The 24,767-nt window shown below is 61.2% G+C and carries 25 protein-coding genes and 1 other RNA gene; 20 read left to right on the top strand and 6 right to left on the bottom strand.

Features of this window, described 5'->3' with window-relative positions:
* Nucleotides 1-93 precede the first annotated feature (93 nt).
* The 3 genes from QRN70_RS18645 (at nt 94) to zapE (ending at nt 3,288) form a co-directional block, all read left to right on the top strand.
* Complete coding sequence (locus tag QRN70_RS18645) at nt 94-723, top strand: alpha/beta hydrolase (RefSeq protein ID WP_285419472.1); 630 nt, start codon at nt 94-96, stop codon at nt 721-723.
* A gap of 24 nt (nt 724-747) precedes the next feature.
* A complete protein-coding gene (locus QRN70_RS18640; protein WP_285419401.1) occupies nt 748-2,103 on the top strand; it encodes a tryptophan--tRNA ligase in 1,356 nt (451 codons plus the stop codon).
* 90 nt (nt 2,104-2,193) lie between these two features.
* Nucleotides 2,194-3,288: a cell division protein ZapE gene (gene zapE / locus QRN70_RS18635; protein WP_285419400.1), complete on the top strand. Its 1,095-nt coding sequence runs from the start codon at nt 2,194-2,196 to the stop codon at nt 3,286-3,288.
* Between the two features lie 177 nt (nt 3,289-3,465).
* Here the strand turns inward: zapE and QRN70_RS18630 are convergent, their stop codons facing one another.
* Nucleotides 3,466-4,362 (bottom strand): GlxA family transcriptional regulator, encoded by an 897-nt coding sequence (locus QRN70_RS18630; RefSeq protein WP_285419471.1) that lies wholly within the window; start codon nt 4,360-4,362, stop codon nt 3,466-3,468.
* Between the two features lie 251 nt (nt 4,363-4,613).
* Here QRN70_RS18630 and QRN70_RS18625 point away from each other — a divergent pair, with 251 nt between their 5' ends.
* Nucleotides 4,614-5,750: an acyl-CoA dehydrogenase family protein gene (locus QRN70_RS18625; protein ID WP_285419399.1), complete on the top strand. Its 1,137-nt coding sequence runs from the start codon at nt 4,614-4,616 to the stop codon at nt 5,748-5,750.
* Nucleotides 5,751-5,854: 104 nt separating this feature from the next.
* Here QRN70_RS18625 and QRN70_RS18620 read toward each other — a convergent pair whose 3' ends face one another.
* Nucleotides 5,855-6,895, bottom strand: coding sequence for an NADP(H)-dependent aldo-keto reductase (locus QRN70_RS18620; protein ID WP_285419398.1), 1,041 nt, complete (start codon nt 6,893-6,895; stop codon nt 5,855-5,857).
* Nucleotides 6,896-7,139: 244 nt separating this feature from the next.
* Here QRN70_RS18620 and rplM point away from each other — a divergent pair, with 244 nt between their 5' ends.
* From rplM to QRN70_RS18585, 7 genes are all read left to right on the top strand, one after another.
* On the top strand, nt 7,140-7,568 hold the full coding sequence (gene rplM / locus QRN70_RS18615) for a 50S ribosomal protein L13 (protein ID WP_003228062.1): 429 nt from the start codon (nt 7,140-7,142) through the stop codon (nt 7,566-7,568).
* Nucleotides 7,569-7,582: 14 nt separating this feature from the next.
* A complete protein-coding gene (gene rpsI / locus QRN70_RS18610) occupies nt 7,583-7,975 on the top strand; it encodes a 30S ribosomal protein S9 (protein ID WP_119427677.1) in 393 nt (130 codons plus the stop codon).
* 268 nt (nt 7,976-8,243) lie between these two features.
* Complete coding sequence (gene petA / locus QRN70_RS18605) at nt 8,244-8,837, top strand: ubiquinol-cytochrome c reductase iron-sulfur subunit (RefSeq protein ID WP_285419397.1); 594 nt, start codon at nt 8,244-8,246, stop codon at nt 8,835-8,837.
* Nucleotides 8,837-10,048: a cytochrome b gene (locus QRN70_RS18600; protein ID WP_285419396.1), complete on the top strand. Its 1,212-nt coding sequence runs from the start codon at nt 8,837-8,839 to the stop codon at nt 10,046-10,048. The genes petA and QRN70_RS18600 overlap by 1 nt, the downstream gene beginning before the upstream one ends.
* On the top strand, nt 10,048-10,830 hold the full coding sequence (locus QRN70_RS18595; protein ID WP_064383969.1) for a cytochrome c1: 783 nt from the start codon (nt 10,048-10,050) through the stop codon (nt 10,828-10,830). The genes QRN70_RS18600 and QRN70_RS18595 overlap by 1 nt, the downstream gene beginning before the upstream one ends.
* 147 nt (nt 10,831-10,977) lie before the next feature.
* Nucleotides 10,978-11,595, top strand: a complete 618-nt coding sequence (locus QRN70_RS18590; protein WP_285419395.1) for a glutathione S-transferase N-terminal domain-containing protein — start codon at nt 10,978-10,980, stop codon at nt 11,593-11,595.
* 16 nt (nt 11,596-11,611) lie between these two features.
* The gene (locus QRN70_RS18585) at nt 11,612-12,025 is read left to right on the top strand and encodes a ClpXP protease specificity-enhancing factor (RefSeq protein ID WP_285419394.1); all 414 of its coding nucleotides are present in this window, start codon (nt 11,612-11,614) and stop codon (nt 12,023-12,025) included.
* A gap of 48 nt (nt 12,026-12,073) precedes the next feature.
* On the opposite strand, the gene QRN70_RS18580 is transcribed toward QRN70_RS18585, so the two are convergent.
* The 4 genes from QRN70_RS18580 to QRN70_RS18565 all read right to left on the bottom strand — a co-directional run bounded on the left by QRN70_RS18580 (nt 12,074) and on the right by QRN70_RS18565 (nt 15,518).
* Nucleotides 12,074-12,652, bottom strand: coding sequence for a BON domain-containing protein (locus QRN70_RS18580; RefSeq protein ID WP_285419393.1), 579 nt, complete (start codon nt 12,650-12,652; stop codon nt 12,074-12,076).
* Complete coding sequence (locus tag QRN70_RS18575) at nt 12,649-13,242, bottom strand: phosphoheptose isomerase (RefSeq protein WP_007928463.1); 594 nt, start codon at nt 13,240-13,242, stop codon at nt 12,649-12,651. Before QRN70_RS18575 ends, QRN70_RS18580 begins: the two co-directional genes overlap by 4 nt.
* Before the next feature lie 102 nt (nt 13,243-13,344).
* Nucleotides 13,345-13,707 (bottom strand): YraN family protein, encoded by a 363-nt coding sequence (locus tag QRN70_RS18570; protein ID WP_285419392.1) that lies wholly within the window; start codon nt 13,705-13,707, stop codon nt 13,345-13,347.
* Complete coding sequence (locus QRN70_RS18565; protein WP_285419391.1) at nt 13,707-15,518, bottom strand: penicillin-binding protein activator; 1,812 nt, start codon at nt 15,516-15,518, stop codon at nt 13,707-13,709. The genes QRN70_RS18570 and QRN70_RS18565 overlap by 1 nt, the downstream gene beginning before the upstream one ends.
* 177 nt (nt 15,519-15,695) lie before the next feature.
* Between QRN70_RS18565 and rsmI the strand changes: the two genes are divergently transcribed.
* The 9 genes from rsmI to mraY all read left to right on the top strand — a co-directional run bounded on the left by rsmI (nt 15,696) and on the right by mraY (nt 24,766).
* Nucleotides 15,696-16,601: a 16S rRNA (cytidine(1402)-2'-O)-methyltransferase gene (gene rsmI / locus QRN70_RS18560; protein ID WP_285419390.1), complete on the top strand. Its 906-nt coding sequence runs from the start codon at nt 15,696-15,698 to the stop codon at nt 16,599-16,601.
* Between the two features lie 73 nt (nt 16,602-16,674).
* Nucleotides 16,675-17,028, top strand: an RNA gene (rnpB, locus tag QRN70_RS18555) — RNase P RNA component class A.
* A gap of 404 nt (nt 17,029-17,432) precedes the next feature.
* The gene (gene mraZ, locus QRN70_RS18550) at nt 17,433-17,888 is read left to right on the top strand and encodes a division/cell wall cluster transcriptional repressor MraZ (protein WP_003205355.1); all 456 of its coding nucleotides are present in this window, start codon (nt 17,433-17,435) and stop codon (nt 17,886-17,888) included.
* Nucleotides 17,885-18,832 carry a 16S rRNA (cytosine(1402)-N(4))-methyltransferase RsmH gene (gene rsmH, locus QRN70_RS18545; protein WP_502941617.1) on the top strand — a complete coding sequence of 316 codons (948 nt, stop codon included), beginning with the start codon at nt 17,885-17,887 and terminating at the stop codon, nt 18,830-18,832. Before mraZ ends, rsmH begins: the two co-directional genes overlap by 4 nt.
* Nucleotides 18,829-19,122, top strand: coding sequence for a cell division protein FtsL (gene ftsL, locus QRN70_RS18540; RefSeq protein ID WP_007956777.1), 294 nt, complete (start codon nt 18,829-18,831; stop codon nt 19,120-19,122). The genes rsmH and ftsL overlap by 4 nt, the downstream gene beginning before the upstream one ends.
* Nucleotides 19,122-20,861, top strand: coding sequence for a peptidoglycan D,D-transpeptidase FtsI family protein (locus QRN70_RS18535; protein ID WP_285419469.1), 1,740 nt, complete (start codon nt 19,122-19,124; stop codon nt 20,859-20,861). The genes ftsL and QRN70_RS18535 overlap by 1 nt, the downstream gene beginning before the upstream one ends.
* Nucleotides 20,861-22,324, top strand: a complete 1,464-nt coding sequence (locus QRN70_RS18530; protein ID WP_285419389.1) for a UDP-N-acetylmuramoyl-L-alanyl-D-glutamate--2,6-diaminopimelate ligase — start codon at nt 20,861-20,863, stop codon at nt 22,322-22,324. The genes QRN70_RS18535 and QRN70_RS18530 overlap by 1 nt, the downstream gene beginning before the upstream one ends.
* The gene (locus QRN70_RS18525) at nt 22,317-23,684 is read left to right on the top strand and encodes a UDP-N-acetylmuramoyl-tripeptide--D-alanyl-D-alanine ligase (protein ID WP_285419388.1); all 1,368 of its coding nucleotides are present in this window, start codon (nt 22,317-22,319) and stop codon (nt 23,682-23,684) included. The genes QRN70_RS18530 and QRN70_RS18525 overlap by 8 nt, the downstream gene beginning before the upstream one ends.
* The gene (mraY, locus tag QRN70_RS18520; RefSeq protein WP_015096766.1) at nt 23,684-24,766 is read left to right on the top strand and encodes a phospho-N-acetylmuramoyl-pentapeptide-transferase; all 1,083 of its coding nucleotides are present in this window, start codon (nt 23,684-23,686) and stop codon (nt 24,764-24,766) included. The genes QRN70_RS18525 and mraY overlap by 1 nt, the downstream gene beginning before the upstream one ends.
* Nucleotide 24,767: the final 1 nt, after the last annotated feature.

Here is a 24,767-nt window from a genome sequence, read left to right as displayed (position 1 = left end):
GCTGTATACCGCGATTCACTCGCAATAGATTGGCACAGACAATTTGCTAGACGAGTCGACCCGATTCGAGGTCACGGAGTTCCTTCCTTGCTGATGCGTGAAACCCCTGTAGTCATTGCCGGCCCTGTCGGCCAACTTGAAGCGCTGTACCTCGATCACGAGCAGCCACGCGGCATTGCGTTGATCTGCCACCCGAACCCGGTGCAGGGCGGCACCATGCTCAACAAGGTCGTCTCGACCCTGCAGCGCACCGCGCGCGACGCCGGCCTGATTACCCTGCGTTTCAACTACCGCGGCGTCGGCGCCAGCGAAGGTGCCCACGATATGGGCAGTGGTGAGGTCGACGACGCTCAGGCGGCGGCTGCCTGGCTGCGGGAAAAACACCCGGATCTGCCGCTGACCCTGTTCGGTTTCTCCTTCGGCGGCTTTGTTGCAGCAAGTCTCGGCGGTCGTCTCGAAGCCCAAGGCGTGCAGCTCAAGCAACTGTTCATGGTCGCGCCGGCGGTCATGCGCCTGGGCGATCTGGATCAACTGCCACAACACGGCGAGTTGACCGTGATCCAGCCGGAGACCGACGAGGTCATCGATCCGCAGTGGGTCTACGACTGGTCGGAAAAACTCCAGCGCCCCCATGAGCTGCTGAAAGTGGCAGAATGCGGACACTTTTTTCATGGCAAGCTGACCGATCTCAAGGATCTGATCCTGCCGCGTCTCTCGAATTGATTGCAGTCTGACAAGCGATTACCCATGACGAACCGTACCCGCATCCTCACCGGCATCACCACCACCGGCACGCCGCACCTGGGCAACTACGCCGGCGCCATCCGCCCGGCGATCCTCGCCAGTCGCGACAGCCATGCCGATTCGTTCTACTTCCTGGCCGACTACCACGCCCTGATCAAATGCGATGACCCGCTGCGCATCCAGCGCTCGCGTCTGGAAATCGCCGCGACCTGGCTGGCGGGTGGCCTGGATGTCGACCGCGTGACTTTCTACCGTCAGTCCGATATCCCGGAAATTCCCGAGCTGACCTGGCTGCTGACCTGCGTCGCCGCCAAGGGCCTGCTCAACCGCGCCCACGCCTACAAGGCCTCGGTGGACAAGAACGTCGAAGCCGGCGAAGACCCGGATGCCGGTATCACCATGGGCCTGTACAGCTACCCGGTGCTGATGGCGGCGGACATTCTGATGTTCAACGCGCATAAGGTGCCGGTCGGTCGCGATCAGATTCAGCACGTGGAGATGGCCCGTGACATCGGCCAGCGCTTCAACCACCTGTTCGGCCAGGGCAAGGAGTTCTTCACCATGCCCGAAGCGCTGATCGAGGAAAGCGTGGCGACGCTGCCGGGGCTCGACGGGCGCAAGATGTCCAAGAGCTACGACAACACCATCCCGCTGTTCTCCAGCGCCAAGGAGATGAAGGACGCGATCTCGCGGATCGTTACCGACTCCCGCGCGCCGGGCGAAGCCAAGGATCCGGACAACTCGCACCTGTTCACCCTGTTCCAGGCGTTCGCAACGCCTGCGCAGGCCGACGAATTCCGCAGTGAGCTGCTCGGTGGCCTGGGTTGGGGCGAGGCGAAGAATCGCCTGTTCCAGCTGCTCGACAATGAACTGGGCGAGTCCCGCGAGCGTTATCACCAGTTGATCGAGCGCCCGGCGGATCTGGAAGACATCCTCCAGCACGGTGCGCAAAAGGCCCGTGCGGTCGCGACGCCGTTCCTCAACGAACTGCGTGAAGCAGTTGGCCTGCGTTCGTTCGTCAATCAGGTGCAAGTGGCGGCGACCACCAAGAAGAAAGCTGCGAAAGCCGCACGCTTCGTCAGCTTCCGTGAAGACGACGGCAGTTTCCGCTTCCGTCTGCTGGCAGCCGATGGCGAGCAACTGTTGCTGTCGCGCAACTTTGCCGACGGCAAAACCGCAGGCCAGGTGACCAAGCAGCTGCAGGCCGGCCAGGCACTGGACATCCGCCCTGCAGACCTGAGCTTCAGCGTCTGGCTGGAAGGCGAGTGCGTTGGCGACAGCCCGGCGTTCGCCGATGCAGCTGCACGCGATGCGGCCATCGCGGCTCTGCGCGTCGCGCTGACCCCGGTTCAGGAATAATCGGCGGCACGGCCCGACCAAGGGCCGATTGCCATTCCCACGGGCCATCGCTACAGTGACGGCCCGTTTTTGTTGCCTTGCTAACGAATTATGACGCCCCTAGAACGATATCAAGCTGATCTGAAACGCCCGGATTTCTTCCATGACGCTGCGCAGGAAACGGCCGTGCGTCATTTGCAGCGGCTGTACGACGATCTGATCGCGGCCGAGCAGAACAAACCGGGTTTGCTGGGCAAGCTGTTTGGCAAGAAGGATCAGACGCCGGTCAAGGGTCTGTACTTCTGGGGCGGCGTCGGTCGCGGCAAGACTTACCTGGTCGACACCTTCTTCGAAGCGCTGCCGTTCAAGGAAAAGACCCGTACTCACTTCCACCGCTTCATGAAGCGCGTGCACGAAGAGATGAAAACCCTCGGCGGCGAGAAAAACCCGCTGACCATCATCGCCAAGCGCTTCGCCACGGAGTCGCGGGTGATCTGCTTCGACGAATTCTTCGTCTCCGACATTACTGACGCGATGATCCTCGGCACGCTGATGGAAGAGCTGTTCAAGAACGGCGTGACCCTGGTCGCCACTTCGAACATCGTCCCGGACGGCCTGTACAAGGACGGTCTGCAACGCGCGCGCTTCCTGCCGGCGATTGCCCTGATCAAGCAGAACACCGAAATCGTCAACGTCGACAGCGGTGTCGACTATCGTCTGCGTCACCTCGAGCAGGCCGAGCTGTTCCACTATCCACTGGATGAAGCGGCCCACGAAAGCCTGCGCAAGAGCTTCCGCGCGCTGACGCCAGAGTGCACCGCAGCCGTCGAGAACGATGTGCTGATCATCGAAAACCGCGAAATCCGTGCCCTGCGCACCTGCGATGACGTGGCCTGGTTCGATTTCCGCGAACTGTGCGATGGCCCGCGCAGCCAGAACGACTACATCGAACTGGGCAAGATTTTCCACGCCGTGCTGCTCAGCGGTGTCGAGCAGATGAGCGTCGCCACCGACGACATCGCCCGACGCTTCATCAACATGGTCGACGAGTTCTACGACCGTAACGTCAAGTTGATCATTTCTGCCGAAGTCGAATTGAAAGACCTGTACACCGGCGGGCGCCTGACGTTCGAATTCCAGCGCACGCTCAGCCGTCTGCTGGAGATGCAATCGCACGAATTCCTGTCGCGGGCGCACAAGCCTTGAGCAGATTCGAAGCATGAAAAAGGCCTGCAATTGCAGGCCTTTTTTTTATGCGACGCAGTAACCCTGTGGGAGCGGGCTTGCTCGCGAATGCGGTGTGTCAGCTAAATAGATGCCAACTGAACGTACGCTTTCGCGAGCAAGCCCACGCCCACAGCAGTTTTGTGCGTGGGCAGCGAGTTATGCCGCCTGCTGAAACTGCTGCCGATACTGGTTCGGTGACAGCTCCGTATGCTGGCGGAACAGGCGGGCGAAGAAGCTCGCATCGTCGTAGCCGACTTCGTAGCTGATGGTCTTGATGCTTTTGCGACTGCCGGAGAGCAGGCCCTTGGCGGTCTCGATGCGCAGGCGTTGCAGATAATGCAGCGGTTTGTCGCCGGTGGCGGTCTGGAAGCGGCGCATGAAATTGCGAATGCTCATGCCGTGTTCGCGGGCAACGTCCTCGAAGCGGAACTTGTCGGCGAAATGCTCCTCGAGCCAGTGCTGGATCTGCAGGATGATCACGTCCTGATGCAGTTTCTGCCCGCCAAACCCGATGCGTCCCGGCGAATAGCTGCGCTGCACTTCATAGAGAATGTCGCGGGCCACGGCCTGGGCGACATTCGCGCCGCAGAAACGCTCGATCAGGTAAATGTAGAGGTCGCAGGCCGAGGTGGTGCCGCCGGCGCAGTACAGGTTGTCAGCGTCGGTCAGGTGCTTGTCCTGATTGAGCTGCACCCGTGGGAAGCGCTCGGCGAAGGCGTTGAAGAAGCGCCAGTAGGTGGTCGCCTCCTTGCCGTTGAGCAGGCCGGCTTCGGCCAGCCAGAACACCCCGGTGGCCTCGCCGCAGAGCACCGCACCGCGAGCATGCTGTTCGCGCAGCCAGGGCAGGATCTGTGGATAACGTTTGCACAGCGTATCGAAATCGTCCCAGAACGCCGGAAGGATGATGACGTCGGCGTTTTCCAGGCCGCCGTCCACCGGCATGATCACGTCGCTGAAGCTGTTCACCGGTTTGCCGTCGGGGCTGACCAGGCGGGTTTCAAACGCCGGAGTCAGGCCGTGGCCCAGTTGTTTGCCGTAGCGCAGGCTGGCCAGGTGGAAGAAATCCTTGGCCTGCATGAGGGTGGAAGCGAAAACCCGGTCGATTGCCAGGATGCTGACGCGCCGCAAGGGCGTGGAGACTTGCTTGGACATAATTCAACTTTTGTTTTGTTTTTATAAGGGAAAGTGGTCACCAGACGGCTGGATCGTCTTATTTTTTGTCGGATGTGTCCAGTGTCCTGTATCGGAAGCGAGGCATAGGCTCTGAGGGTCTGTTCCGACCAACAATAACGAAAAGGTGCCGCATGATCCCCAGAACCTTGTTCAGCTCCGAGCACGAACTGTTCCGCGACAGCGTCAGAACATTCCTCGAAAAAGAGGCCGTGCCGTTCCATGGACAATGGGAAAAGCAAGGCTACATCGACCGTAAACTGTGGAACAAGGCGGGGGAGGCGGGCATGCTCTGCTCGCACCTGCCGGAGGAATACGGCGGCCTGGGGGCGGATTTTCTCTACAGTGCCGTGGTGATCGAGGAGGTCGGGCGCCTGGGCCTGACCGGCATCGGTTTCTCCCTGCACTCGGACATTGTTGCGCCGTACATCCTGCATTACGGCAGCGAAGCGCTGAAACACAAATACCTGCCGAAACTGGTGTCTGGAGAGATGGTCAGCGCCATCGCCATGACCGAACCGGGCGCCGGGTCCGACCTGCAAGGGGTGAAGACCACCGCGGTGCTCGACGGCGACCACTATGTGATCAATGGCTCGAAAACCTTCATCACCAACGGCTTTCTCGCGGATCTGGTGATCGTGGTGGCCAAGACGGATCCGAAGGCCGGCGCCAAGGGCACCAGTCTGTTCCTGGTCGAGGCCGACACGCCGGGCTTCGACAAGGGCAAGCGCCTGGAGAAGGTCGGAATGAAGGCTCAGGACACGTCGGAATTGTTCTTCCAGGACGTACGCGTGCCGAAGGAAAACCTGCTGGGGCAGGCCGGCGCAGGCTTCGCCTACCTGATGCAGGAATTGCCGCAGGAGCGCCTGACCGTGGCGATCGGCGGCCTGGCCTCGGCCGAGGCGGCGCTGCAATGGACACTCGATTACACCCGCGAACGCAAGGCGTTCGGCAAGGCCATTGCCGACTTCCAGAACACCCGCTTCAAACTGGCGGAAATGGCCACCGAGATTCAGATCGGCCGGGTCTTCGTCGACCGCTGCCTGGAACTGCACCTGCAAGGCAAGCTCGACGTGCCGACGGCGGCGATGGCCAAGTACTGGGGCACCGACCTGCAATGCAAGGTGCTCGACGAGTGCGTGCAGTTGCATGGCGGCTACGGCTTCATGTGGGAATACCCGGTGGCACGGGCATGGGCGGATGCGCGGGTGCAGCGGATTTACGCCGGCACCAACGAGATCATGAAGGAGATCATCGCGCGGTCGCTGTGAGTTCTGCAGTGAATTGACGGGCACCTTCGCGAGCAGGCTCGCTACCACAGGTACAGCGTGATCCTTGTGGCAGCGAGCCTGCTCGCGAAGCTTCTAGCGGTCGATCAAGGCGCCGGGTTCGGATGATCCTTGTGAATCGCCTCGATCCCTGCCAGCACTTCGTCGGAAAGCTTCAGGTCGAAGCTGGCGATGTTGCTGTCCAGTTGCTCAAGGGTCGTGGCGCCAATGATGTTACTGGTGACGAACGGTTGCTGGGTGACGAACGCCAGGGCCATTTGCGCCGGATCCAGGCCATGCTCGCGGGCCAGGGCCACATAGCGGCTGCAGGCGGCTTCCGATTGCGGGTTGAAGTAGCGGCTGAAGCGGCTGTAGAGGCTCAGGCGGCCTTTCGGCGGACGCGCGCCACCCTCGTACTTGCCCGACAGGAAGCCGAACGCCAGCGGCGAGTAGGCAAGCAGGCCGCACTGTTCGCGGATGGCGATTTCCGCCAGGCCGACCTCGAAGCTGCGGTTGAGCAGGTTGTACGGGTTCTGGATCGACACTGCGCGCGGCCAGCCACGGGCTTCGGCCAGGGCGAGGAAACGCATGGTGCCCCACGGGGTTTCGTTGGACAGGCCGATGTGGCGGATCTTGCCGGCCTTGACCTGTTCGTCGAGCGCTTCGAGGGTGTCTTCGAGCGGTGTCAGGTTGGCTTCGATCTTGTGCTTGTAGCCGAGTTGGCCGAAGAAATTGGTACTGCGTTCCGGCCAGTGCAACTGGTAGAGGTCGATGTAGTCGGTCTGCAGGCGCTCTAGACTGGCATCCACCGCCGCGCGGATGTGCTGGCGGTTGTGGCGCAGGTTCTTGTCGCGGATGTAGTCGATGGTGTTGCCCGGGCCGGCGATCTTGCTGGCGAGGATCCAGTCGGCGCGGTCGCCACGATGCTTGAAGTAATTGCCGATGTAGCGCTCGGTGGTGGCATAGGTGTCGGCCTTCGGCGGCACCGGGTACATCTCGGCGGTGTCGATGAAGTTGATCCCGGCTTCCTTGGCTCGCTCGATCTGGGCGAAGGCTTCAGCTTCAGTGTTTTGCTCGCCCCAGGTCATGGTGCCGAGGCAGATTGCACTCACGTTCAGGTCGGTACGGCCTAGCTGGCGATAGTCCATCGGGTGCTCCTTGGGCAAAACAATCATAAAAGCAGGTTGAAAAATTTTTCGCAATCTGCATAATTGCCGACCTCTTTCTGCAGTGGAAGTGATGCGCCGCCGCCGAAGAATCTTGCCGTTGAACGGACGCGCCGACCCGAGCCCCCGAAAGCGTCTGTATCCGGCTGCCTTTGACTTGTCAAAGTACGCACTATTCAGTAAGATCCGCCGTCTTATTTACAGGCGGCCCCTGAGGCTATAAAGAATGAAAACTTTTACTGCTAAACCGGAAACAGTAAAGCGCGACTGGTTTGTCGTCGACGCTGCTGGTCAGACCCTGGGTCGTCTGGCCACCGAAATCGCGAGCCGTCTGCGTGGCAAGCACAAGCCTGAGTACACTCCTCACGTTGACACCGGCGACTACATCGTCGTCATCAACGCCGAGCAGATCCGTGTAACCGGCGCTAAAACCACTGACAAAATGTACTACTCCCACTCCGGTTTCCCGGGCGGCATCAAGTCGATCAACTTTGAAAAGCTGATCGCCAAGGCCCCTGAGCGCGTGATCGAGACCGCGGTTAAAGGCATGCTGCCTAAGAACCCGCTGGGTCGCGACATGTACCGTAAGCTGAAAGTCTATGCGGGCGCTGCACACCCTCATACTGCTCAGCAGCCCCAAGAACTGAAGATTTAACGGAATAGTTCATTATGTCGGCGACTCAAAATTACGGCACTGGCCGTCGCAAGACCGCAACCGCACGCGTTTTCCTGCGTCCGGGTACTGGTAACATCTCCATCAACAACCGTTCGCTGGAAACTTTCTTCGGCCGCGAAACTGCCCGCATGGTAGTTCGTCAGCCGCTGGAACTGACCGAGACTGTCGAGAAGTTCGACATCTACGTCACCGTGATCGGCGGTGGTGTAAGTGGTCAGGCTGGCGCAATCCGCCACGGCATCACCCGCGCTCTGATGGACTACGACGAAACCCTGCGTAGCGCTCTGCGCAAAGCTGGCTTCGTTACCCGCGACGCCCGTGAAGTTGAACGTAAGAAAGTTGGTCTGCGTAAAGCGCGTAAGCGTCCGCAGTACTCGAAGCGTTAATTCCGCTTCCACGTTCAAAAAGAACGCCCGATTCCTCACGGAAGCGGGCGTTTTTTTATGCCTGCGATTTCTCAAAGAATTGCGCTGTGACAACTTGCCACATTCGTAGACCCCCTATACTACAAGGCTTGAGGGCCAGCCCTCCGGGTAATTACCTTGTCAGAATTGGGGGTTTTCATTACCATTCGGCAAAATTTTTATAAGTACATAGTTTCAATTTAGTAGATGCCTGATTTAACAGGCCACAAAGCTGATGGGAGAGGACTGAATGAGCAATGACGGCGTGAATGCAGGCCGGCGTCGCTTCTTGGTAGCAGCCACATCCGTGGTGGGTGCTGCAGGAGCGGTGGGGGCTGCGGTCCCGTTCGTGGGGTCATGGTTTCCCAGTGCCAAGGCGAAAGCTGCCGGAGCACCGGTGAAAGTGAATGTCAGCAAAGTCGAGCCAGGCCAGCAGATGATTGCTGAATGGCGTGGCCAGCCGGTGTTCATTGTCCGCCGTACCGAGGAAATCCTGGGGAATCTCAAGAAGATCGAGGGCCAGCTCTCCGATCCAACCTCCAAAAACTCTACGCAACCCACCTATGTCGACCCTGAAGTGCGATCGATCAAGCCGGAAATCCTGCTGCTGATCGGGATCTGCACCCACCTGGGTTGCTCACCGACCTTCCGTCCCGAAGTGGCACCCGCGGATCTGGGCAAAGACTGGGTAGGCGGTTATTTCTGCCCTTGCCACGGTTCCCACTACGATCTGGCTGGCCGCGTCTACAAGTCGCAACCTGCGCCTTTGAACCTGCCAGTACCCCCGCATTCCTATGAGACCGACGACATCATTGTCATTGGCGTCGATACGGAGAAAGCGTGATGAGCAAGTTCATGGATTGGGTTGATGCGCGCTTCCCCGCCACCAAGATGTGGGAAGACCATCTCAGCAAGTATTACGCTCCGAAAAACTTCAACTTCTTCTACTTCTTCGGCTCCCTGGCGCTGTTGGTGCTGGTCAACCAGATCGTCACCGGTGTCTGGCTGACGATGAGCTACACCCCGTCGGCAGAAGAAGCGTTCGCTTCCGTCGAATACATCATGCGCGACGTCGAGTACGGCTCGATCCTGCGTCTGCTGCACTCCACCGGCGCCTCGGCGTTCTTCATCGTGGTCTATCTGCACATGTTCCGTGGCCTGCTCTACGGTTCGTACCAGAAGCCGCGCGAGCTGGTCTGGGTGTTCGGCATGCTGATCTACCTGGCGCTGATGGCCGAAGCCTTCATGGGTTATCTGCTGCCATGGGGCCAGATGTCCTACTGGGGGGCTCAGGTGATCATCTCGCTGTTCGGCGCGATCCCGGTCATCGGCAACGACCTGACCCAGTGGATTCGCGGTGACTACCTGATTTCCGGGATCACCCTGAACCGCTTCTTCGCCCTGCACGTGGTGGCCTTGCCGATCGTCATTCTCGGTCTGGTGGTGCTGCACATTCTGGCGCTGCACGAAGTCGGTTCGAACAACCCCGACGGCGTCGACATCAAGAAGCACAAGGACGAGAACGGGATCCCGCTGGACGGCATCGCCTTCCACCCGTACTACACCGTGAAAGACATCGTCGGCGTGGTAGTGTTCCTGTTTATCTTCTGCTTCATTGTGTTCTTCTTCCCGGAAATGGGCGGCTACTTCCTCGAAAAACCAAACTTCGAGCAGGCCAACCCGTTCAAGACACCTGAGCACATTGCGCCGGTCTGGTACTTCACGCCGTTCTACGCAATCCTGCGCGCAGTCCCTGACAAACTCTTCGGCGTCATCGCCATGGGGGCGGCGATTGCGGTGCTGTTCGTGCTGCCGTGGCTGGACCGCAGTCCGGTCAAATCGATGCGCTACAAGGGCTGGCTGAGCAAGATCTGGCTGGTGGTGTTCTGCATTTCGTTCGTCATCCTCGGCATTCTCGGTGTGCTCGCCCCGACGCCGGAACGTACGCTGCTGTCGCAGGTGTGCACCATCCTGTACTTCGCCTACTTCATTCTGATGCCGTTCTACACCAGGCTCGAGAAGACCAAACCGGTTCCGGAAAGGGTGACTGGCTGATGAAAAAGTTATTTTTTGCTCTGATTTTTGCTGCTCTGCCTGTGCTGTCTTTCGCTGCCGAACACGGTGGTCCGGAACTGGAAAAAGTCGACATCGACGTTTCCGACAAGGCTGCCCTGCAGGATGGTGCACGTACGTTTGCCAACTACTGCATGGGTTGCCACAGTGCCAAGTTCCAGCGTTACGAGCGGGTGGCCGATGACCTCGGTGTCCCGCATGAAATGATGCTGGAGAAGCTGGTGTTCACGGGTGCCAAGATCGGCGATCACATGAACATCGGCATGCAGCCGGCCGACGCCAAGACCTGGTTCGGTGCGGCGCCGCCGGACCTGACCCTGGTGGCACGCGTGCGTGGCACCGACTGGCTCTACGGTTATCTGCGTTCGTTCTACGAAGATCCGGCACGTCCATGGGGCGTGAACAACAAGGTCTTCCCCAACGTCGGCATGCCTAACGTGCTGGTGGGCCTGCAAGGTCGCCAGGTCGTGGGCTGCAAGCAGGTGCAGATCGTCGAGGACGGCAAGAAGCAATATGATCCGCTGACCGGTACGCCGCTGACGCATGAGGCGTGCGATCAACTGACCATCGTGCCGAAAACCGGGACTCTGAACGAAGAGCAGTTCGATGAGAAGGTCAAGAATCTGGTAACCTTCCTGGCTTACTCGGCTAACCCGGTTAAGCTGCAACATCAGCGCATCGGTACTTACGTCTTGCTGTACCTGGCGTTCTTCTTTGTGTTCGCCTACCTGCTCAAGCGTGAATACTGGAAAGACGTGCACTGATACGCTTCAAGCAATTGCTGTTAATCGCGCGCGCCCAAGGGCGCCTCTGAAAACGCAAGGTCCGGTTCGCCAGACGTTGCGGGAGGCGCCCTCTGGGCGCGCGCGTTTTTCCGGCTCCGATAATTTCAACAAGCGAGGAGGATCGCCATGGGCGTGACCAATCGGTTGGCCTGTTACTCCGACCCCGCCGACCACTATTCCCACCGAGTGCGCATCGTGCTTGCAGAGAAGGGTGTCAGCGCCGAAATCATTTACGTTGAAGCGGGTCGCCAGCCGCCTAAACTGATTGAGGTAAACCCTTACGGCAGTCTGCCCACGCTGGTCGATCGTGACCTGGCGTTGTGGGAGTCGACCGTGGTGATGGAATATCTGGATGAGCGTTACCCGCATCCGCCACTGATGCCGGTTTACCCGGTGGCGCGTGCCAACAGCCGTCTGCTGATGCACCGCATCCAGCGTGACTGGTGTGGTCTGGTGGATCTGATTCTGGATTCGCGGACCAAGGAAGCGGCCCGTGTCGTGGCACGCAAGGAATTGCGGGAAAGCCTGACCGGCGTGTCGCCGTTGTTCGCCGACAAGCCGTTTTTCCTCAGTGAGGAACAAAGTCTGGTGGATTGCTGCCTATTGCCAATACTCTGGCGTCTGCCGATTCTGGGTATAGAACTGCCGCGGCCTGCCAAGCCGCTGCTTGATTACATGGAGCGTCAGTTTGCGCGTGAGGCATTCCAGGCGAGTCTGTCTGGTGTCGAACGCGACATGCGCTAAGGCTTAAGGAGCCGCTATGAACTCCAGTCGACCTTATCTGGTCCGCGCGCTCTACGAGTGGATTGTGGATAACGATTGCACCCCGCACATGCTGGTCAATTCCGAATACCCGGCGGTGCAGGTGCCGCAGGGTTTCGCCAGTGACGGGCAGATTGTCCTGAACATTTCGCCCAGTGCCGTGCGGCATTTGCACATGGACAACGACGTGGTGACCTTTGAAGGTCGCTTCGGTGGCGTCCCGCACAGCCTGTACGTGCCGATTGCCGCGATTCTGGGTATCTACGCCCGGGAGAATGGCCAGGGCATGGTGTTCGACCTCGAGTCGCCCATGGACGACGAGGACGACATCGAGCCGGATGACGATCTGCCGCCACCGGACAGCGAGCCGCCGCGCCCCAGCGGCCGGCCAAGCCTGAAAGTGGTGAAATAAAAAAGGCGACCCGCAAGGGTCGCCTTTTTTATTGCCGCCGAGTCATGCTCAGTCGATGTACTCGAACAGCTTCACAATCTTCTGCACGCCGGAAACACCCTGGACCAGATTGGTCGCCTGGGCCGCTTCCTGTTTGGTCAGCAGACCCAGCAGGTAGACGATGCCGTTCTCGGTCACGACCTTGATGCGCGAGCCGGGAATGCTGGCGTCGGTGAGCATCTGGGTCTTGATCTTGGTGGTCAGCCAGGCATCGTTCTGGCGCGCCAGCAGGGAGGAGGGCTGCAGGATCTGCAGTTCGTTGTGCACTTTTTTCACCCGCTGCACATTGCCGGCGGCCTGTTCGGCCTTGGCCTTGAGGTCTTCGCGCGGGGTCTGGCCGGCCAGCAGCACGACGCCGTTGAAGCTGGTGACGACGATGTGCGAATCGTTGTCCAGGGCCGGATCGGCCTTGGCCACGTTGACGCCGACCTTGGTCTCGATCAACGAGTCGTCGATCTTGCTGCCGAAGGTGCGCGTGCCGCGGTCGTCTTCGATCGGCGCTTCACGGCTGGCATTCACCACCGAGGTGCAGCCGCTGATGCCGAGGCACAGAGTCAAGGCCAGAAGGCCAAGGCGATTAGGGGTCATTCTTCACTCCCGAACAGTTGGCTGTCGATCAGATCGCAAAGGCAATGGATCGCCAGCAAGTGGACTTCCTGAATACGTGCGGTGACGTTGGCCGGTACGCGAATCTCGACGTCCTCGGGCAACAGCAGCGACGCCATGCCGCCGCCATCGCGTCCGGTCAATGCTACGACAATCATTTCGCGATCATGTGCGGCCTGGATCGCCTGAATAATGTTTGCCGAGTTGCCGCTGGTCGAAATGGCCAGCAACACATCCCCTGGTTGGCCGAGTGCGCGGATCTGCTTGGAGAACACTTCGTTGTAGCTGTAGTCGTTGGCAATCGAAGTGATGGTCGAACTGTCGGTGGTCAGGGCGATGGCCGGCAGGCTCGGGCGCTCGCGCTCGAAGCGGTTGAGCAGCTCCGAAGAGAAGTGCTGGGCGTCGCCGGCGGAGCCACCGTTGCCGCACGAAAGCATTTTGCCTTCGTTGAGCAGGGCGTTGACCATCACCTGGCTGGCTTGCTCGATGTGCGGTGCAAGTACGTCCATCGCCTGTTGCTTGGTGTCGATGCTGGCCTGGAAAAGCTGGCGAATTCGGGATTGCATGTCCATCTGTGTGACCTTGATTAGCGCGGATGTCCGGCACATGAATGTGCAGCCCGCAAAGCAAAGAGCAAAAATGTTGAGTGAATATGTCCGGGTCGGTGCAGTCGATCAACTGTCGAAAGCATTCTGCAACCAGTTCAACGGATCCTGATGGCTGTCGATAGCCACCACGTCGAAGCGGCAGGGGGAATTGGCCCAGCGCGTCTCGCGCTGAAGAAAATACTGCGCGGCGAAAATCAGCTTCTGCCGTTTGCGCTCATCGATGCTATCGAGTGCGCCGCCCCATTGAGTGTTCTTACGGTAACGGACTTCGACGAATACTACTGTATCGCCATCAAGCATGACCAGATCAAGCTCACCGCGTTTGCATGTCCAGTTCTGCGCCAGCAGGCGCAGACCCTGGTGTTGCAGATGCTCGAGCGCCCGGCGCTCGGCATCCTTGCCGCTTTGCAGGTGTGACCGGTCGGGCATCAGCGCGGAGTGTCCGGCAGGCGCTGGACCTGACCGCTGACGAACTGTGCCCATGGCAACTGGCGCACCACGCGTTGGGTCTGGGTCATGCCGAGGCTGCCCGACTGACCTTCGATACGGCTGTCCGGCAGAGCCTTGAGTTGACCCAGGCGCGGGGCCAGACGATAGGCGTCAACACCCATGGCGTACAGGCGACCGAGGCTGCCAGCGGCCTGTGGCCATTGTGCGATGACCTGCTGGCGCAGCGGGTCGCTGGTTTCCAGCAGCCACGGGGTTTCGCAGAAGCGCACGCCGTTCATGTCGTTGTACTGGTTGACGTCACCACTGGCGCTGAACACGTGGGAAGTCGCGTAGACCGGCACGTCACCGGCGTACTGGAAGTTCAGGGTCGGCTTGATCTGCTGCGCCTGTTGCGGGGTCGCGGCGAGGAAGATGAATTCGATGTCCTGGCGACGCGACGGCTGTGCGGCAACGTTGGTGCCGGCGGCATTCTGCAGGCTCTTGGCGCGAGCTTCGCTCTGGCGCAGCTGGAACATGTCGGCGATCTGCTGGGCCAGCTGCACCGGCTGATCGACGCGTTCGGTGGCCACGATGCTGCCGCCGTTGGCTTGCCAGTCCTGGCTGAAGGCGCGCAGGACACGGTCGCCCCATTCGCCTTTCGGCACCATGATCGCAGCGCGATGCAGGCCGTCGGCACGGGCGCGACGGGAGACTTCGCGGGCTTCGTCTTCAGCGGCCAGGCCGAACTGGAACAGTTGCGGCGGACCTTGCTCGCCTTCGCTGTAGTTCAGCGCCAGGGTGGTGATCGGCAGTTGTGGACGGCTGCTCAGCTGTTTGACCAGAGGTTTCTCCAGTGGGCCGACCACCAGTTGCACGCCGTCGGCCTGGGCCTTGCGGTAGAACTCGTCCATCGAGGTCAGTTTCGAGCTGTCGTAGAACTCGATGGCCGGTGGTTTCTGCCCGGCCTGTTGCGCCTGGTAGTGCGCTGCCATGAAGCCTTCGCGCAGGGCCTTGCCGACCGACGCCAGCTGGCCGTCCTGCGGCAGCAGCAGGGCAATCTTGCTCAGGGGCTGGCTGGCCAGTTCCTTGAGTTTGGTCAGCGGCAGCGGCAGGTTGATCGCTGCCGGATGTTTGGCGTGCTGGGCGCGCCAGGCATCGATGGCGGCCTGTTGCTGTTCCAGGGTGCCAGCGGTTTTCACCGCCAGGGCCAGGCTCAGCCAGCCGCCGAGATCGTCGTTGCTGCCGGCCTGCAATTGATCGGCTGGCAGCGACGCCACCAGGGTCCAGATCGCTTCGTGGTTCTTGCTCGCTGCTTCACCTTCCAGCATCGGCGCAATGAACACTCGCTCGCGGGCGGCGGCCAGGGTCTGGCCATCGGCTTCGAGGGCGCGGGCATGCACGGTGCCGGTACGCACCTGCAGCTCTGGCGACATCTCGCCCAGGCGCTGCAGGCTCGGGTGAGTCAGGGCGGTCAGCGCGGCTTTCGGCTGGTTGCGGGTCATCGCCAGTTCGGCGGACAGGGTGCTGGCAAGCACCTGCTGGCCTGGCTTGAGCACATCCATCGGCACTTGTTGCAGGATCTGCGCGGACTGCCCGGCGTTACCCTGACGATAGGCCAGATCCGCCGCACTCAGGCGCAACACGGCGGCCTTGTCCGGGGTTTTGCTCTGGGCGGCCTGTTCGAGCAGCTGCTCGATGCTGGCATCCGGGGTCCGTGGAAGTTCGCCAAGGCTGGAGGAGGGAGAGCTGGCGCAGGCCGCCAGCAAGGCAGCGAGGCAGAGGGCAGTGAACAGCCGCAGGCAAGCGATCATGTAAGTGTTCCTGATACTCGATCAAATTAGCGTGGAATTGTACCCAAGCGCTGGCCGGGGCGCGATGTTAGTGGCGTGAAACCGTCAATTTAGCTGGAGCAAATGTTGCGGCGCCGCACAATCGGCAGCGAAACCGCCGCGCGGCCTTGCAAGTCGCCAGGCGCATGACGCGCTACAATGCCCGCTTTTACCGATCATGAGGTGTGCGCTTTGACTGCTCCAGGTCCTTTGAATTCCGCTGCTGGCTCGCTTTATGTGGTGGCGACGCCCATCGGCAACCTGGACGACATCAGCGCCCGGGCGTTGAAAATCCTCCGCGAGGTGGCGCTGATCGCCGCCGAAGATACCCGGCACTCGCAGCGCCTGATGCAGCACTTCGGCATCGCCACGCCACTGGCGGCCTGCCATGAACACAACGAGCGCGATGAGGGCAGCCGCTTTATCACGCGCTTGCTGGCCGGCGACAACGTGGCGCTGATCTCCGACGCCGGTACGCCGCTGATTTCCGATCCGGGTTATCACTTGGTGCGTCAGGCGCGTGCGGCCGGGATCAGCGTGGTGCCGGTGCCGGGCGCGTGTGCGTTGATCGCGGCGCTGTCCGCGGCAGGCCTGCCGTCCGACCGTTTCATCTTCGAAGGTTTCCTGCCGGCCAAAGCGGTCGGGCGCAAGGCGCGCCTGGAAGCGCTCAAGGAAGAGCCGCGCACGCTGCTGTTCTACGAAGCGCCGCACCGCATCCTTGAATGCCTGCAGGATATGGAAACGGTGTTCGGTGGCGAGCGCCCGGCCTTGCTCGCGCGTGAGCTGACCAAAACCTTCGAGACCCTCAAGGGCCTGCCATTGGCCGAGTTGCGTGCGTTCGTCGAGGCGGACAGCAATCAGCAGCGCGGCGAGTGCGTGGTGGTGGTTGCGGGCTGGACGCCACCGGAGTCGGAGGACGCGGTCAGCAGCGAGGCGATGCGCGTTCTCGATCTGTTGCTCGAAGAGATGCCGCTCAAGCGTGCCGCTGCACTGGCAGCGCAAATCACCGGCGAGCGGAAAAACGTTCTCTATCAGGTGGCGCTGGATAAACAGAAGGGCGCGTAACCCGTCGCGCCGAGCGCTGCGGCGGCTATTAGCGCTTGTTCTTCGGCCGCTGTGCCGTTAACCTGCGCGGCGGAGAGTCGATCGGACAGTCGCTGCCCTCTATGAAAATTAGGGGGGGGAGGAAAGTCCGGGCTCCATAGGGCGAAGTGCCAGGTAATGCCTGGGAGGCGTGAGCCTACGGAAAGTGCCACAGAAAATAACCGCCTAAGCGCTTCGGCGCCGGTAAGGGTGAAAAGGTGCGGTAAGAGCGCACCGCACGTCTGGCAACAGTTCGTGGCTAGGTAAACCCCACTTGGAGCAAGACCAAATAGGGTCCCAAGGCGTGGCCCGCGCTGGGACCGGGTAGGTTGCTAAAGATGTCCAGTGATGGCCATCGTAGACGAATGACTGTTCAAGACAGAACCCGGCTTACAGATCGACTCTCCACCTTTTTCTTTTTCCCTGCTTGAATTAAAGGCGACAGGGCTGTTTATTATCAGCAGGCCTGCGCTGGATATCCGGCAGCGGCAAACGCAGTAATAGCCATTTCCCACCTTGCTTCAATCAACAGCAGAAGCGCTTTTGTAATACCGAAAAAATCTTACTCTTAACAAATTACTTTAACTTTCGAGCGCAGCTTTCAGTGCTGTCTCAAGTTATTGCCCGCAAGTATCCGCCAGATTCTCGTTACCTCTCCTTTTATGCTCCTAAATCTCCGTTCTGTAAGGGTTTTCCTTTAATCCGCGCCTTGACGGTGTGGTGGGCGCATTCCTATAGTGTGCGCAAGTGGCGGAAAGTGGCATGAAGTGGGTTTTTTGAGCTCAAAACGCTAAAAATTGGAGAAACGCTGACGTGTTTCGCGGAGCTAACGCTATCAGTCTCGACGCAAAGGGCCGTCTCGCCATGCCGAGCCGGTACCGTGACGAGCTCGTTTCGCGCAGCTCCGGGCAGTTGATCGTGACGATCGACGCCGTTGATCCATGTTTGTGTGTCTACCCGCTCGATGAGTGGGAAATTATTGAAACCAAATTGCGCGCACTGCCTTCGCTTCGCGAAGAGAACCGTCGCCTGCAACGTTTATTGATTGGTAACGCCGTCGACCTCGAACTCGACGGCAGTGGTCGTTTCCTGGTTCCACCGCGTCTGCGCGAATACGCCAAGCTCGACAAGCGCGCGATGCTGGTGGGCCAACTGAACAAGTTCCAACTGTGGGACGAGGATGCCTGGAATGCGGTTTCTGCCGCTGACCTGGCTGCTATTCAACAACCGGGCGCCATGCCTGACGAACTGCGTGATTTGATCCTGTGACTATTGATAGCGGCTTTAACCACATCACCGTACTGCTTGACGAAGCCGTCGAGGCTCTCGCCGTACGTCCTGATGGCTGCTATCTGGACGGCACGTTCGGGCGCGGTGGCCACAGTCGGTTGATCCTCAGCAAGCTCGGGCCAGATGGCCGGCTCCTCGGGTTCGACAAAGATCCTCAAGCGATTGCCACCGGGCAAACGCTAGCGGCCGAAGACGGCCGCTTTGTCGTTGTGCAGCGCAGCTTTGCCGAGCTCGGTGCGGAAGTCGCCGAGCGCGGCCTGGCCGGCAAGGTCAGCGGCATTCTGCTCGACCTCGGGGTGTCGTCGCCGCAACTCGACGACCCTGAGCGCGGTTTCAGTTTCCTCAACGACGGTCCGCTGGACATGCGCATGGACCCGTCGCGCGGTATCAGCGCGGCCGAGTTCGTCAACACCGCGCCGGTGGAGGAAATCGCCCGGGTGTTCAAGGAATACGGCGAAGAACGTTTCTCCGGGCGCATGGCCCGTGCCGTGGCCGAGCGCCGCGACATCAAGCCGTTCGAGCGCACCGCCGATCTGGCCGAAGTGCTGAAAGTCGCCAACCCGGCGTGGGAAAAGGGCAAGAACCCGGCGACCCGCGCCTTCCAGGGCCTGCGCATTCACGTCAACAACGAACTGGGCGATCTCGAGGCCGGCCTCGACGCAGCGCTCGAAGCCCTCGAAGTAGGCGGGCGCCTGGTGGTGATCAGCTTCCACTCCCTGGAAGACCGCATCGTCAAACTGTTCATGCGCAAGCTGGTAAAAGGCGAAGCCGACAACCTGCCGCGCAACCTGCCGGTTCGCCACGTTGCGTTCGAACCGAAAATCAAAGTCCATGGCAAAGCACAGACGGCCTCCGACGCCGAGCTGAAGGCCAACCCACGTTCCCGTAGCGCGGTCATGCGTGTCGCGGAGAAGTTGCGGTGAGCAAGCTTTTCGCCAAGCCATTGCCCGGCGGCAGCTTCTTCATGCTGCTGCTGTTCATCGGCGTGCTCGTGTCGGCCATCGGTGTGTCCTACAGCGCGCACTGGAACCGGCAGTTGCTCAACACCCTGTACAACGAACTCAGCGTGCGCGACAAGGCGCAGGCCGAGTGGGGCCGGCTGATTCTCGAGCAAAGCACCTGGACCGCGCACAGCCGGATCGAAGTGCTGGCCACCGAACAATTGAAGATGCACATCCCTGGCGCGGCTGACGTGAAGATGGTGGCGCCATGATGAAACTCGAAGGGGCACTCTTCCCGTGGCGCTTCCGCCTGGTGGTGGGTCTGCTTGGCGTGATGGTGGCCGCGATCTGCTGGCGCATCATCGACCTGCAAGTGGTCGACCGTGACTTCCTCAAAGGCCAGGGCGACGCGCGCAGTGTGCGGCACATCCCGATTCCGGCACACCGTGGCCTTATCACCGACCGCAACGGCGAGCCGCTGGCCGTCAGTACGCCGGTGACCACGCTGTGGGCCAACGCCAAGGAAATGCAGCTTGCCAAGGAAAAGTGGCCGGCGCTCGCCGCCGCCCTGGGCCAGGATCCGAAAGCGCTGGCCGAACGCCTTGAAGCCCAGGCCAACAAAGAATTCATTTATCTGGTGCGCGGCCTGACCCCCGAGCAGGGCCAGGCCGTGCTCGACCTGAAAGTGCCGGGCGTCTATGGCATCGAAGAGTTTCGCCGCTTCTATCCTGCCGGTGAAGTCACCGCGCACATGGTCGGCTTCACCGACATCGACGACCACGGTCGCGAAGGTGTCGAACTGGCCTACGACGAATGGCTGGCCGGGGTGCCCGGCAAGCGGCAGGTCATCAAGGATCGGCGCGGACGCCTGATCAAGGATGTCCAGGTCACCAAAAACGCCAAGGCCGGCAAGCCCTTGGCGTTGTCCATTGACCTGCGCCTGCAGTACCTGGCCAACCGCGAGCTGCGTAACGCGATCATCGAGAACGGCGCCAAGGCCGGCAGCCTGGTGATCATGGACGTGAAGACCGGCGAGATCCTCGCCATGGTCAACCAGCCGACCTACAACCCGAACAACCGCCGCAACCTGCAACCGGCAATGATGCGTAACCGCGCGATGATCGACGTGTTCGAGCCGGGTTCGACCATGAAAGCCATTTCGATGAGCGCTGCCATCGAAACCGGACGCTGGAAGCCGAGCGACACCGTCGAGGTGTATCCGGGCTCCCTGCAGATCGGCAAGTACACCATCAAGGACGTGTCCAAGACCGAAGGTCCGGTGCTCGACCTGACCGGGATCCTGATCAATTCCAGTAACGTCGGCATGAGCAAGGTTGCGTTCGACATCGGTGGCGAAACGATTTTCCGCCTCGCGCAGAAAGTCGGCCTCGGCCAGGACACCGGCCTCGGCTTCCCGGGCGAGCGCGTCGGCAACCTGCCGAACTACCGCGAATGGCGCAAGGCGGAAACCGCGACGCTGTCCTACGGCTACGGTATTTCCGTGACCGCGATCCAGCTGGTGCACGCGTTCTCGGCGCTGGCCAACAACGGCCGTCTCGCCCCGCTGACCCTGATCAAAACCGACAAGCCGCCGCAGACCACCCAGGTGCTGCCGGAAGCCGTGGCGAAAACCATGCAAGGCATGCTGCAACAAGTGATCGAAGCGCCGCGCGGGGTGTTCCGTGCGCAGGTGCCGGCGTATCACGTGGCCGGCAAGTCGGGTACTGCTCGCAAGACCTCGGTGGGCACCAAGGGCTACGCGGAAAACTCCTATCGTTCGCTGTTTGCCGGTTTCGGCCCGATGAGTGACCCGCGTTACGCCATCGTTGTGGTGATCGACGAGCCGAGCAAGGCCGGTTACTTCGGTGGTCTGGTTTCGGCACCGGTGTTCAGCCGCGTGATGTCCGGGACCCTGCGCCTGATGAACGTCACGCCGGACAACCTGCCGACCACACAACAGGCCAACGCCACCCCGGTCGTTCCGCTGAAAGCCAATGGAGGGCGCGGCTGATGTCTTTGAGTCTGAACAAGATCTTCCCCCACGCCGGCCACGATCTGTTGATCCGTGAATTGGCGCTGGACAGTCGTAACGTTCGTGCCGGTGACCTGTTCCTCGCCGTACCGGGCGGCAAGTTCGATGGCCGTGCGCACATCGCCGATGCACTGACCCGTGGCGCCGCGGCCGTGGCCTATGAAGTGGAAGGCGCCACTGTGCTGCCGATTACTGACGTGCCGCTGATTCCGGTCAAGGGCCTGGCGGCGCAGCTGTCGGATATCGCCGGGCGCTTCTATGGCGAGCCAAGCCATCACCTGAACCTGATCGGCGTGACCGGCACCAACGGCAAGACCAGCGTCACCCAACTGGTGGCGCAGGCGCTGGACCTGCTCGGCCAGCATTGCGGCATCGTCGGCACCCTCGGCTCCGGTTTCCATGGCGCGCTGCAAAGCGGCCTGCACACCACGCCGAATCCGATTGCCATGCAGGCGACCCTCGGTGACCTGAAAAAGGCCGGCGCCAAGGCTGTGGCCATGGAAGTGTCGTCCCACGGTCTGGATCAGGGCCGGGTCAGCGCGCTGGCGTTCGACGTCGCGGTGATGACCAACCTGTCCCGCGATCACCTCGATTACCACGGCACCATGCAGGCCTATGGCGAAGCCAAGGCCAAGCTGTTCGCCTGGAATGATTTGAAATGCCGCGTGGTCAACCTCGACGACGAATTCGGCCGGCAGCTGGCGGCGGAAAAACGCGAGTCGCGGCTGATCACCTACAGCCTGCTCGACAGCAGCGCCTACCTGTATTGCCGTCAGGCGCAGTTCGACGACGAAGGCGTGCGTGCCACGCTGGTCACGCCGCAGGGCGAACATCACCTGCGCAGCACGCTGCTCGGTCGCTTCAACCTGAGCAACGTGCTGGCGGCGGTCGGCGCCTTGCTCGGCCTGGACTACGCCCTCGACGAAATTCTCAAGGTCCTGCCCAAGCTGGAAGGTCCGGCCGGGCGCATGCAGCGTCTGGGCGGTGGCACGCAGCCGCTGGTGGTGGTCGATTACGCCCACACTCCGGATGCGCTGGAAAAAGTCCTGAGCGCACTGCGCCCGCACGTCAAAGGCCAGTTGCTGTGCCTGTTCGGCTGCGGCGGCGACCGTGATCGCGGCAAGCGCCCGCTGATGGCCGAAGTGGTCGAGCGCCTGGCCGATCGCGTGCTGGTCACCGATGACAACCCGCGCACCGAAGATCCTGCGGTGATTTTTGCTGACATCCGCGCCGGCTTCACGGCAGTGGACAAAGTCACGTTCGTCGCTGGCCGTGGCCAGGCCATCGCGCAACTGATCGCCAGTGCCTCGGCGGACGATGTGATCGTCCTGGCCGGCAAAGGCCACGAGGACTACCAGGAAATCAACGGCGAGCGCCATGCCTTCTCCGATCTGGTCGAAGCCGATCATGCCCTGACCGCGTGGGAGGTGGCCCATGCTTAAGGCCCTCAGACTCAGCGAACTGAGCAATGCCCTCGATGCGCATCTGGTCAGCACCGACGCCAGTTTCGATGGCGTCAGCATCGACAGCCGCGCGATCAAGGCCGGGCAACTGTTCATCGCCTTGACCGGGCCGCGCTTCGATGGCCATGACTACCTCAATGAGGTCGCCGGCAAAGGCGCGGTCGCGGCGCTGGTCGAGCGCGAAGTCGCCGACAGCACGCTGCCGCAACTGCTGGTCAAGGACACCCGTCAGGCGCTCGGCCAACTGGGTGCCCTCAACCGTGCCGCGTTCACCCAGCCCGTCGCTGCCATCACCGGTTCCAGCGGCAAGACCACGGTCAAGGAAATGCTCGCGAGCATCCTGCGTACCCGCGGTCCGGTGCTGGCCACGCGCGGTAATCTGAACAACGACCTCGGCGCACCGCTGACCCTGCTCGAACTGGCCCCGGAACACACGGCGGCGGTGATCGAGCTGGGCGCTTCGCGTCTGGGTGAGATCGCCTACACCGTCGGCCTGACCAAGCCGCACGTGGCGATCCTCAACAATGCTGGCACCGCCCACGTTGGCGAGTTCGGCGGGCCGGAAAAAATCGTCGAAGCCAAAGGCGAAATCATTGACGGGCTGGCGGCCGATGGCGTCGCGGTGCTGAACCTCGATGACAAGGCCTTTGGCATCTGGAAGACCCGTGCCGGTGCGCGCAAGGTCCTGACGTTCTCCCTGAACAAGCCGCAGGCAGATTTCTACGCCAGTGACCTGAGCACCGACGCCCGTGGTTGCCCGGCCTTCAACCTGCATACGCCGCAAGGTGTCGAGCACGTTCAATTGAATCTGCTGGGCACCCACAACGTCGCCAACGCCATGGCCGCCGCCGCTGCCGCGCATGCCCTGGGCGTGTCGCTGTTCGGCATCGCCACCGGGTTGGGCGCGGTGCAGCCGGTCAAGGGCCGCACCGTTGCGCAGCTGGCGAAAAACGGCATGCGCGTGATCGATGACACCTACAACGCGAACCCCACCTCGATGTGTGCCGCGGTTGATATACTCGCCGGCTTTTCCGGCCGCACCGTCCTGGTGCTCGGGGATATCGGCGAGTTGGGCGACTGGGCAGAGCAGGGGCACCGCGACGTGGGCGAGTACGCCCGGGGCAAGGTTTCCGCGCTTTACGCCGTCGGCCCGAACATGGTCCACGCCGTGAACGCTTTCGGTGAGCAGGCACAGCATTTCGGCACGCAGGCCGAGCTGATCCAGGCCCTCGCCGCCGAGCAGGACCCAAACACCACCATTTTGATCAAGGGTTCGCGCAGCGCGGCGATGGAAAACATCGTGGCGGCCCTGTGCGCAACCAGTCTGGAGAAACATTAATGCTGCTGCTGCTAGCGGAGTATCTGCAACAGTTCTACAAAGGCTTCGCGGTCTTCCAGTACCTGACCCTGCGCGGGATCCTCGGTGTGCTGACCGCGCTGGTCTTGTCGCTGTGCTATGGCCCGTGGATGATCCGCACCCTGCAGAACCGTCAGATCGGCCAGTCGGTACGTAACGACGGCCCGCAATCGCACCTGTCCAAGTCGGGTACGCCGACCATGGGCGGCGCACTGATCCTGTCCTCCATCGGCGTCAGCACGCTGCTCTGGGCTGACCTGAGCAACCGTTATGTGTGGGTGGTGCTGTTGGTGACGCTGCTGTTCGGCGCCATCGGCTGGGTCGACGACTACCGCAAAGTGATCGAGAAGAACTCCCGTGGCCTGCCGAGCCGCTGGAAATATTTCTGGCAGTCGGTGTTCGGCCTCGGCGCAGCGATCTTCCTTTATATGACCGCTGCGACGCCGGTGGAAACCACGCTGATCCTGCCGATGCTCAAGGACTACAGCATTCCCCTGGGCGCCGGGTTCATCGTCCTGACCTACTTCGTGATCGTCGGTTCGAGCAACGCGGTCAACCTGACCGACGGCCTCGACGGCCTGGCGATCATGCCAACCGTGATGGTCGGCGGCGGCCTGGGCATCTTCTGCTACCTGTCGGGTAACGTGAAATTCGCTGAATACCTGCTGATTCCCTACGTACCGGGCGCCGGCGAGCTGATCGTGTTCTGCGGCGCGTTGATCGGTGCCGGCCTCGGTTTCCTCTGGTTCAACACCTATCCGGCGCAAGTCTTCATGGGCGACGTCGGCGCACTGGCACTGGGCGCGGCCCTGGGCACCATCGCAGTGATCGTCCGTCAGGAAATCGTCCTGTTCATCATGGGCGGCGTGTTCGTGATGGAGACCCTGTCAGTCGTCATTCAGGTGGCTTCCTTCAAACTGACCGGTCGCCGTGTGTTCCGCATGGCACCGATTCACCACCACTTTGAACTCAAGGGCTGGCCCGAGCCGCGCGTGATCGTCCGTTTCTGGATCATCACCGTGATTCTCGTGCTGATCGGCCTTGCCACCCTGAAGCTGAGGTAGA

Source organism: Pseudomonas sp. efr-133-TYG-5 (genome assembly GCF_030209175.1).
In the GTDB taxonomy this organism is placed as follows: domain Bacteria; phylum Pseudomonadota; class Gammaproteobacteria; order Pseudomonadales; family Pseudomonadaceae; genus Aquipseudomonas.
This window is presented reverse-complemented; position numbering and strand designations above follow the sequence as displayed.

Excerpts from the sequence above, each read along its gene's own strand:
- QRN70_RS18620 (WP_285419398.1), bottom strand. The coding sequence starts at position 6,895 with ATGGACTATCGCCAGCTAGGCCGTACCGACCTGAACGTGAGTGCAATC.
- QRN70_RS18595 (WP_064383969.1), top strand. The coding sequence starts at position 10,048 with ATGAAAAAGTTATTTTTTGCTCTGATTTTTGCTGCTCTGCCTGTGCTG.
- QRN70_RS18525 (WP_285419388.1), top strand. The coding sequence starts at position 22,317 with ATGCTTAAGGCCCTCAGACTCAGCGAACTGAGCAATGCCCTCGATGCG.
- QRN70_RS18585 (WP_285419394.1), top strand. The coding sequence starts at position 11,612 with ATGAACTCCAGTCGACCTTATCTGGTCCGCGCGCTCTACGAGTGGATT.
- rplM (WP_003228062.1), top strand. The coding sequence starts at position 7,140 with ATGAAAACTTTTACTGCTAAACCGGAAACAGTAAAGCGCGACTGGTTT.
- petA (WP_285419397.1), top strand. The coding sequence starts at position 8,244 with ATGAGCAATGACGGCGTGAATGCAGGCCGGCGTCGCTTCTTGGTAGCA.
- rsmI (WP_285419390.1), top strand. The coding sequence starts at position 15,696 with ATGCCCGCTTTTACCGATCATGAGGTGTGCGCTTTGACTGCTCCAGGT.
- zapE (WP_285419400.1), top strand. The coding sequence starts at position 2,194 with ATGACGCCCCTAGAACGATATCAAGCTGATCTGAAACGCCCGGATTTC.
- QRN70_RS18580 (WP_285419393.1), bottom strand. The coding sequence starts at position 12,652 with ATGACCCCTAATCGCCTTGGCCTTCTGGCCTTGACTCTGTGCCTCGGC.
- QRN70_RS18575 (WP_007928463.1), bottom strand. The coding sequence starts at position 13,242 with ATGGACATGCAATCCCGAATTCGCCAGCTTTTCCAGGCCAGCATCGAC.
- QRN70_RS18565 (WP_285419391.1), bottom strand. The coding sequence starts at position 15,518 with ATGATCGCTTGCCTGCGGCTGTTCACTGCCCTCTGCCTCGCTGCCTTG.
- QRN70_RS18570 (WP_285419392.1), bottom strand. The coding sequence starts at position 13,707 with ATGCCCGACCGGTCACACCTGCAAAGCGGCAAGGATGCCGAGCGCCGG.
- QRN70_RS18645 (WP_285419472.1), top strand. The coding sequence starts at position 94 with ATGCGTGAAACCCCTGTAGTCATTGCCGGCCCTGTCGGCCAACTTGAA.
- QRN70_RS18530 (WP_285419389.1), top strand. The coding sequence starts at position 20,861 with ATGTCTTTGAGTCTGAACAAGATCTTCCCCCACGCCGGCCACGATCTG.
- QRN70_RS18590 (WP_285419395.1), top strand. The coding sequence starts at position 10,978 with ATGGGCGTGACCAATCGGTTGGCCTGTTACTCCGACCCCGCCGACCAC.
- QRN70_RS18640 (WP_285419401.1), top strand. The coding sequence starts at position 748 with ATGACGAACCGTACCCGCATCCTCACCGGCATCACCACCACCGGCACG.
- rpsI (WP_119427677.1), top strand. The coding sequence starts at position 7,583 with ATGTCGGCGACTCAAAATTACGGCACTGGCCGTCGCAAGACCGCAACC.
- mraY (WP_015096766.1), top strand. The coding sequence starts at position 23,684 with ATGCTGCTGCTGCTAGCGGAGTATCTGCAACAGTTCTACAAAGGCTTC.
- QRN70_RS18535 (WP_285419469.1), top strand. The coding sequence starts at position 19,122 with ATGAAACTCGAAGGGGCACTCTTCCCGTGGCGCTTCCGCCTGGTGGTG.
- QRN70_RS18625 (WP_285419399.1), top strand. The coding sequence starts at position 4,614 with ATGATCCCCAGAACCTTGTTCAGCTCCGAGCACGAACTGTTCCGCGAC.
- QRN70_RS18600 (WP_285419396.1), top strand. The coding sequence starts at position 8,837 with ATGAGCAAGTTCATGGATTGGGTTGATGCGCGCTTCCCCGCCACCAAG.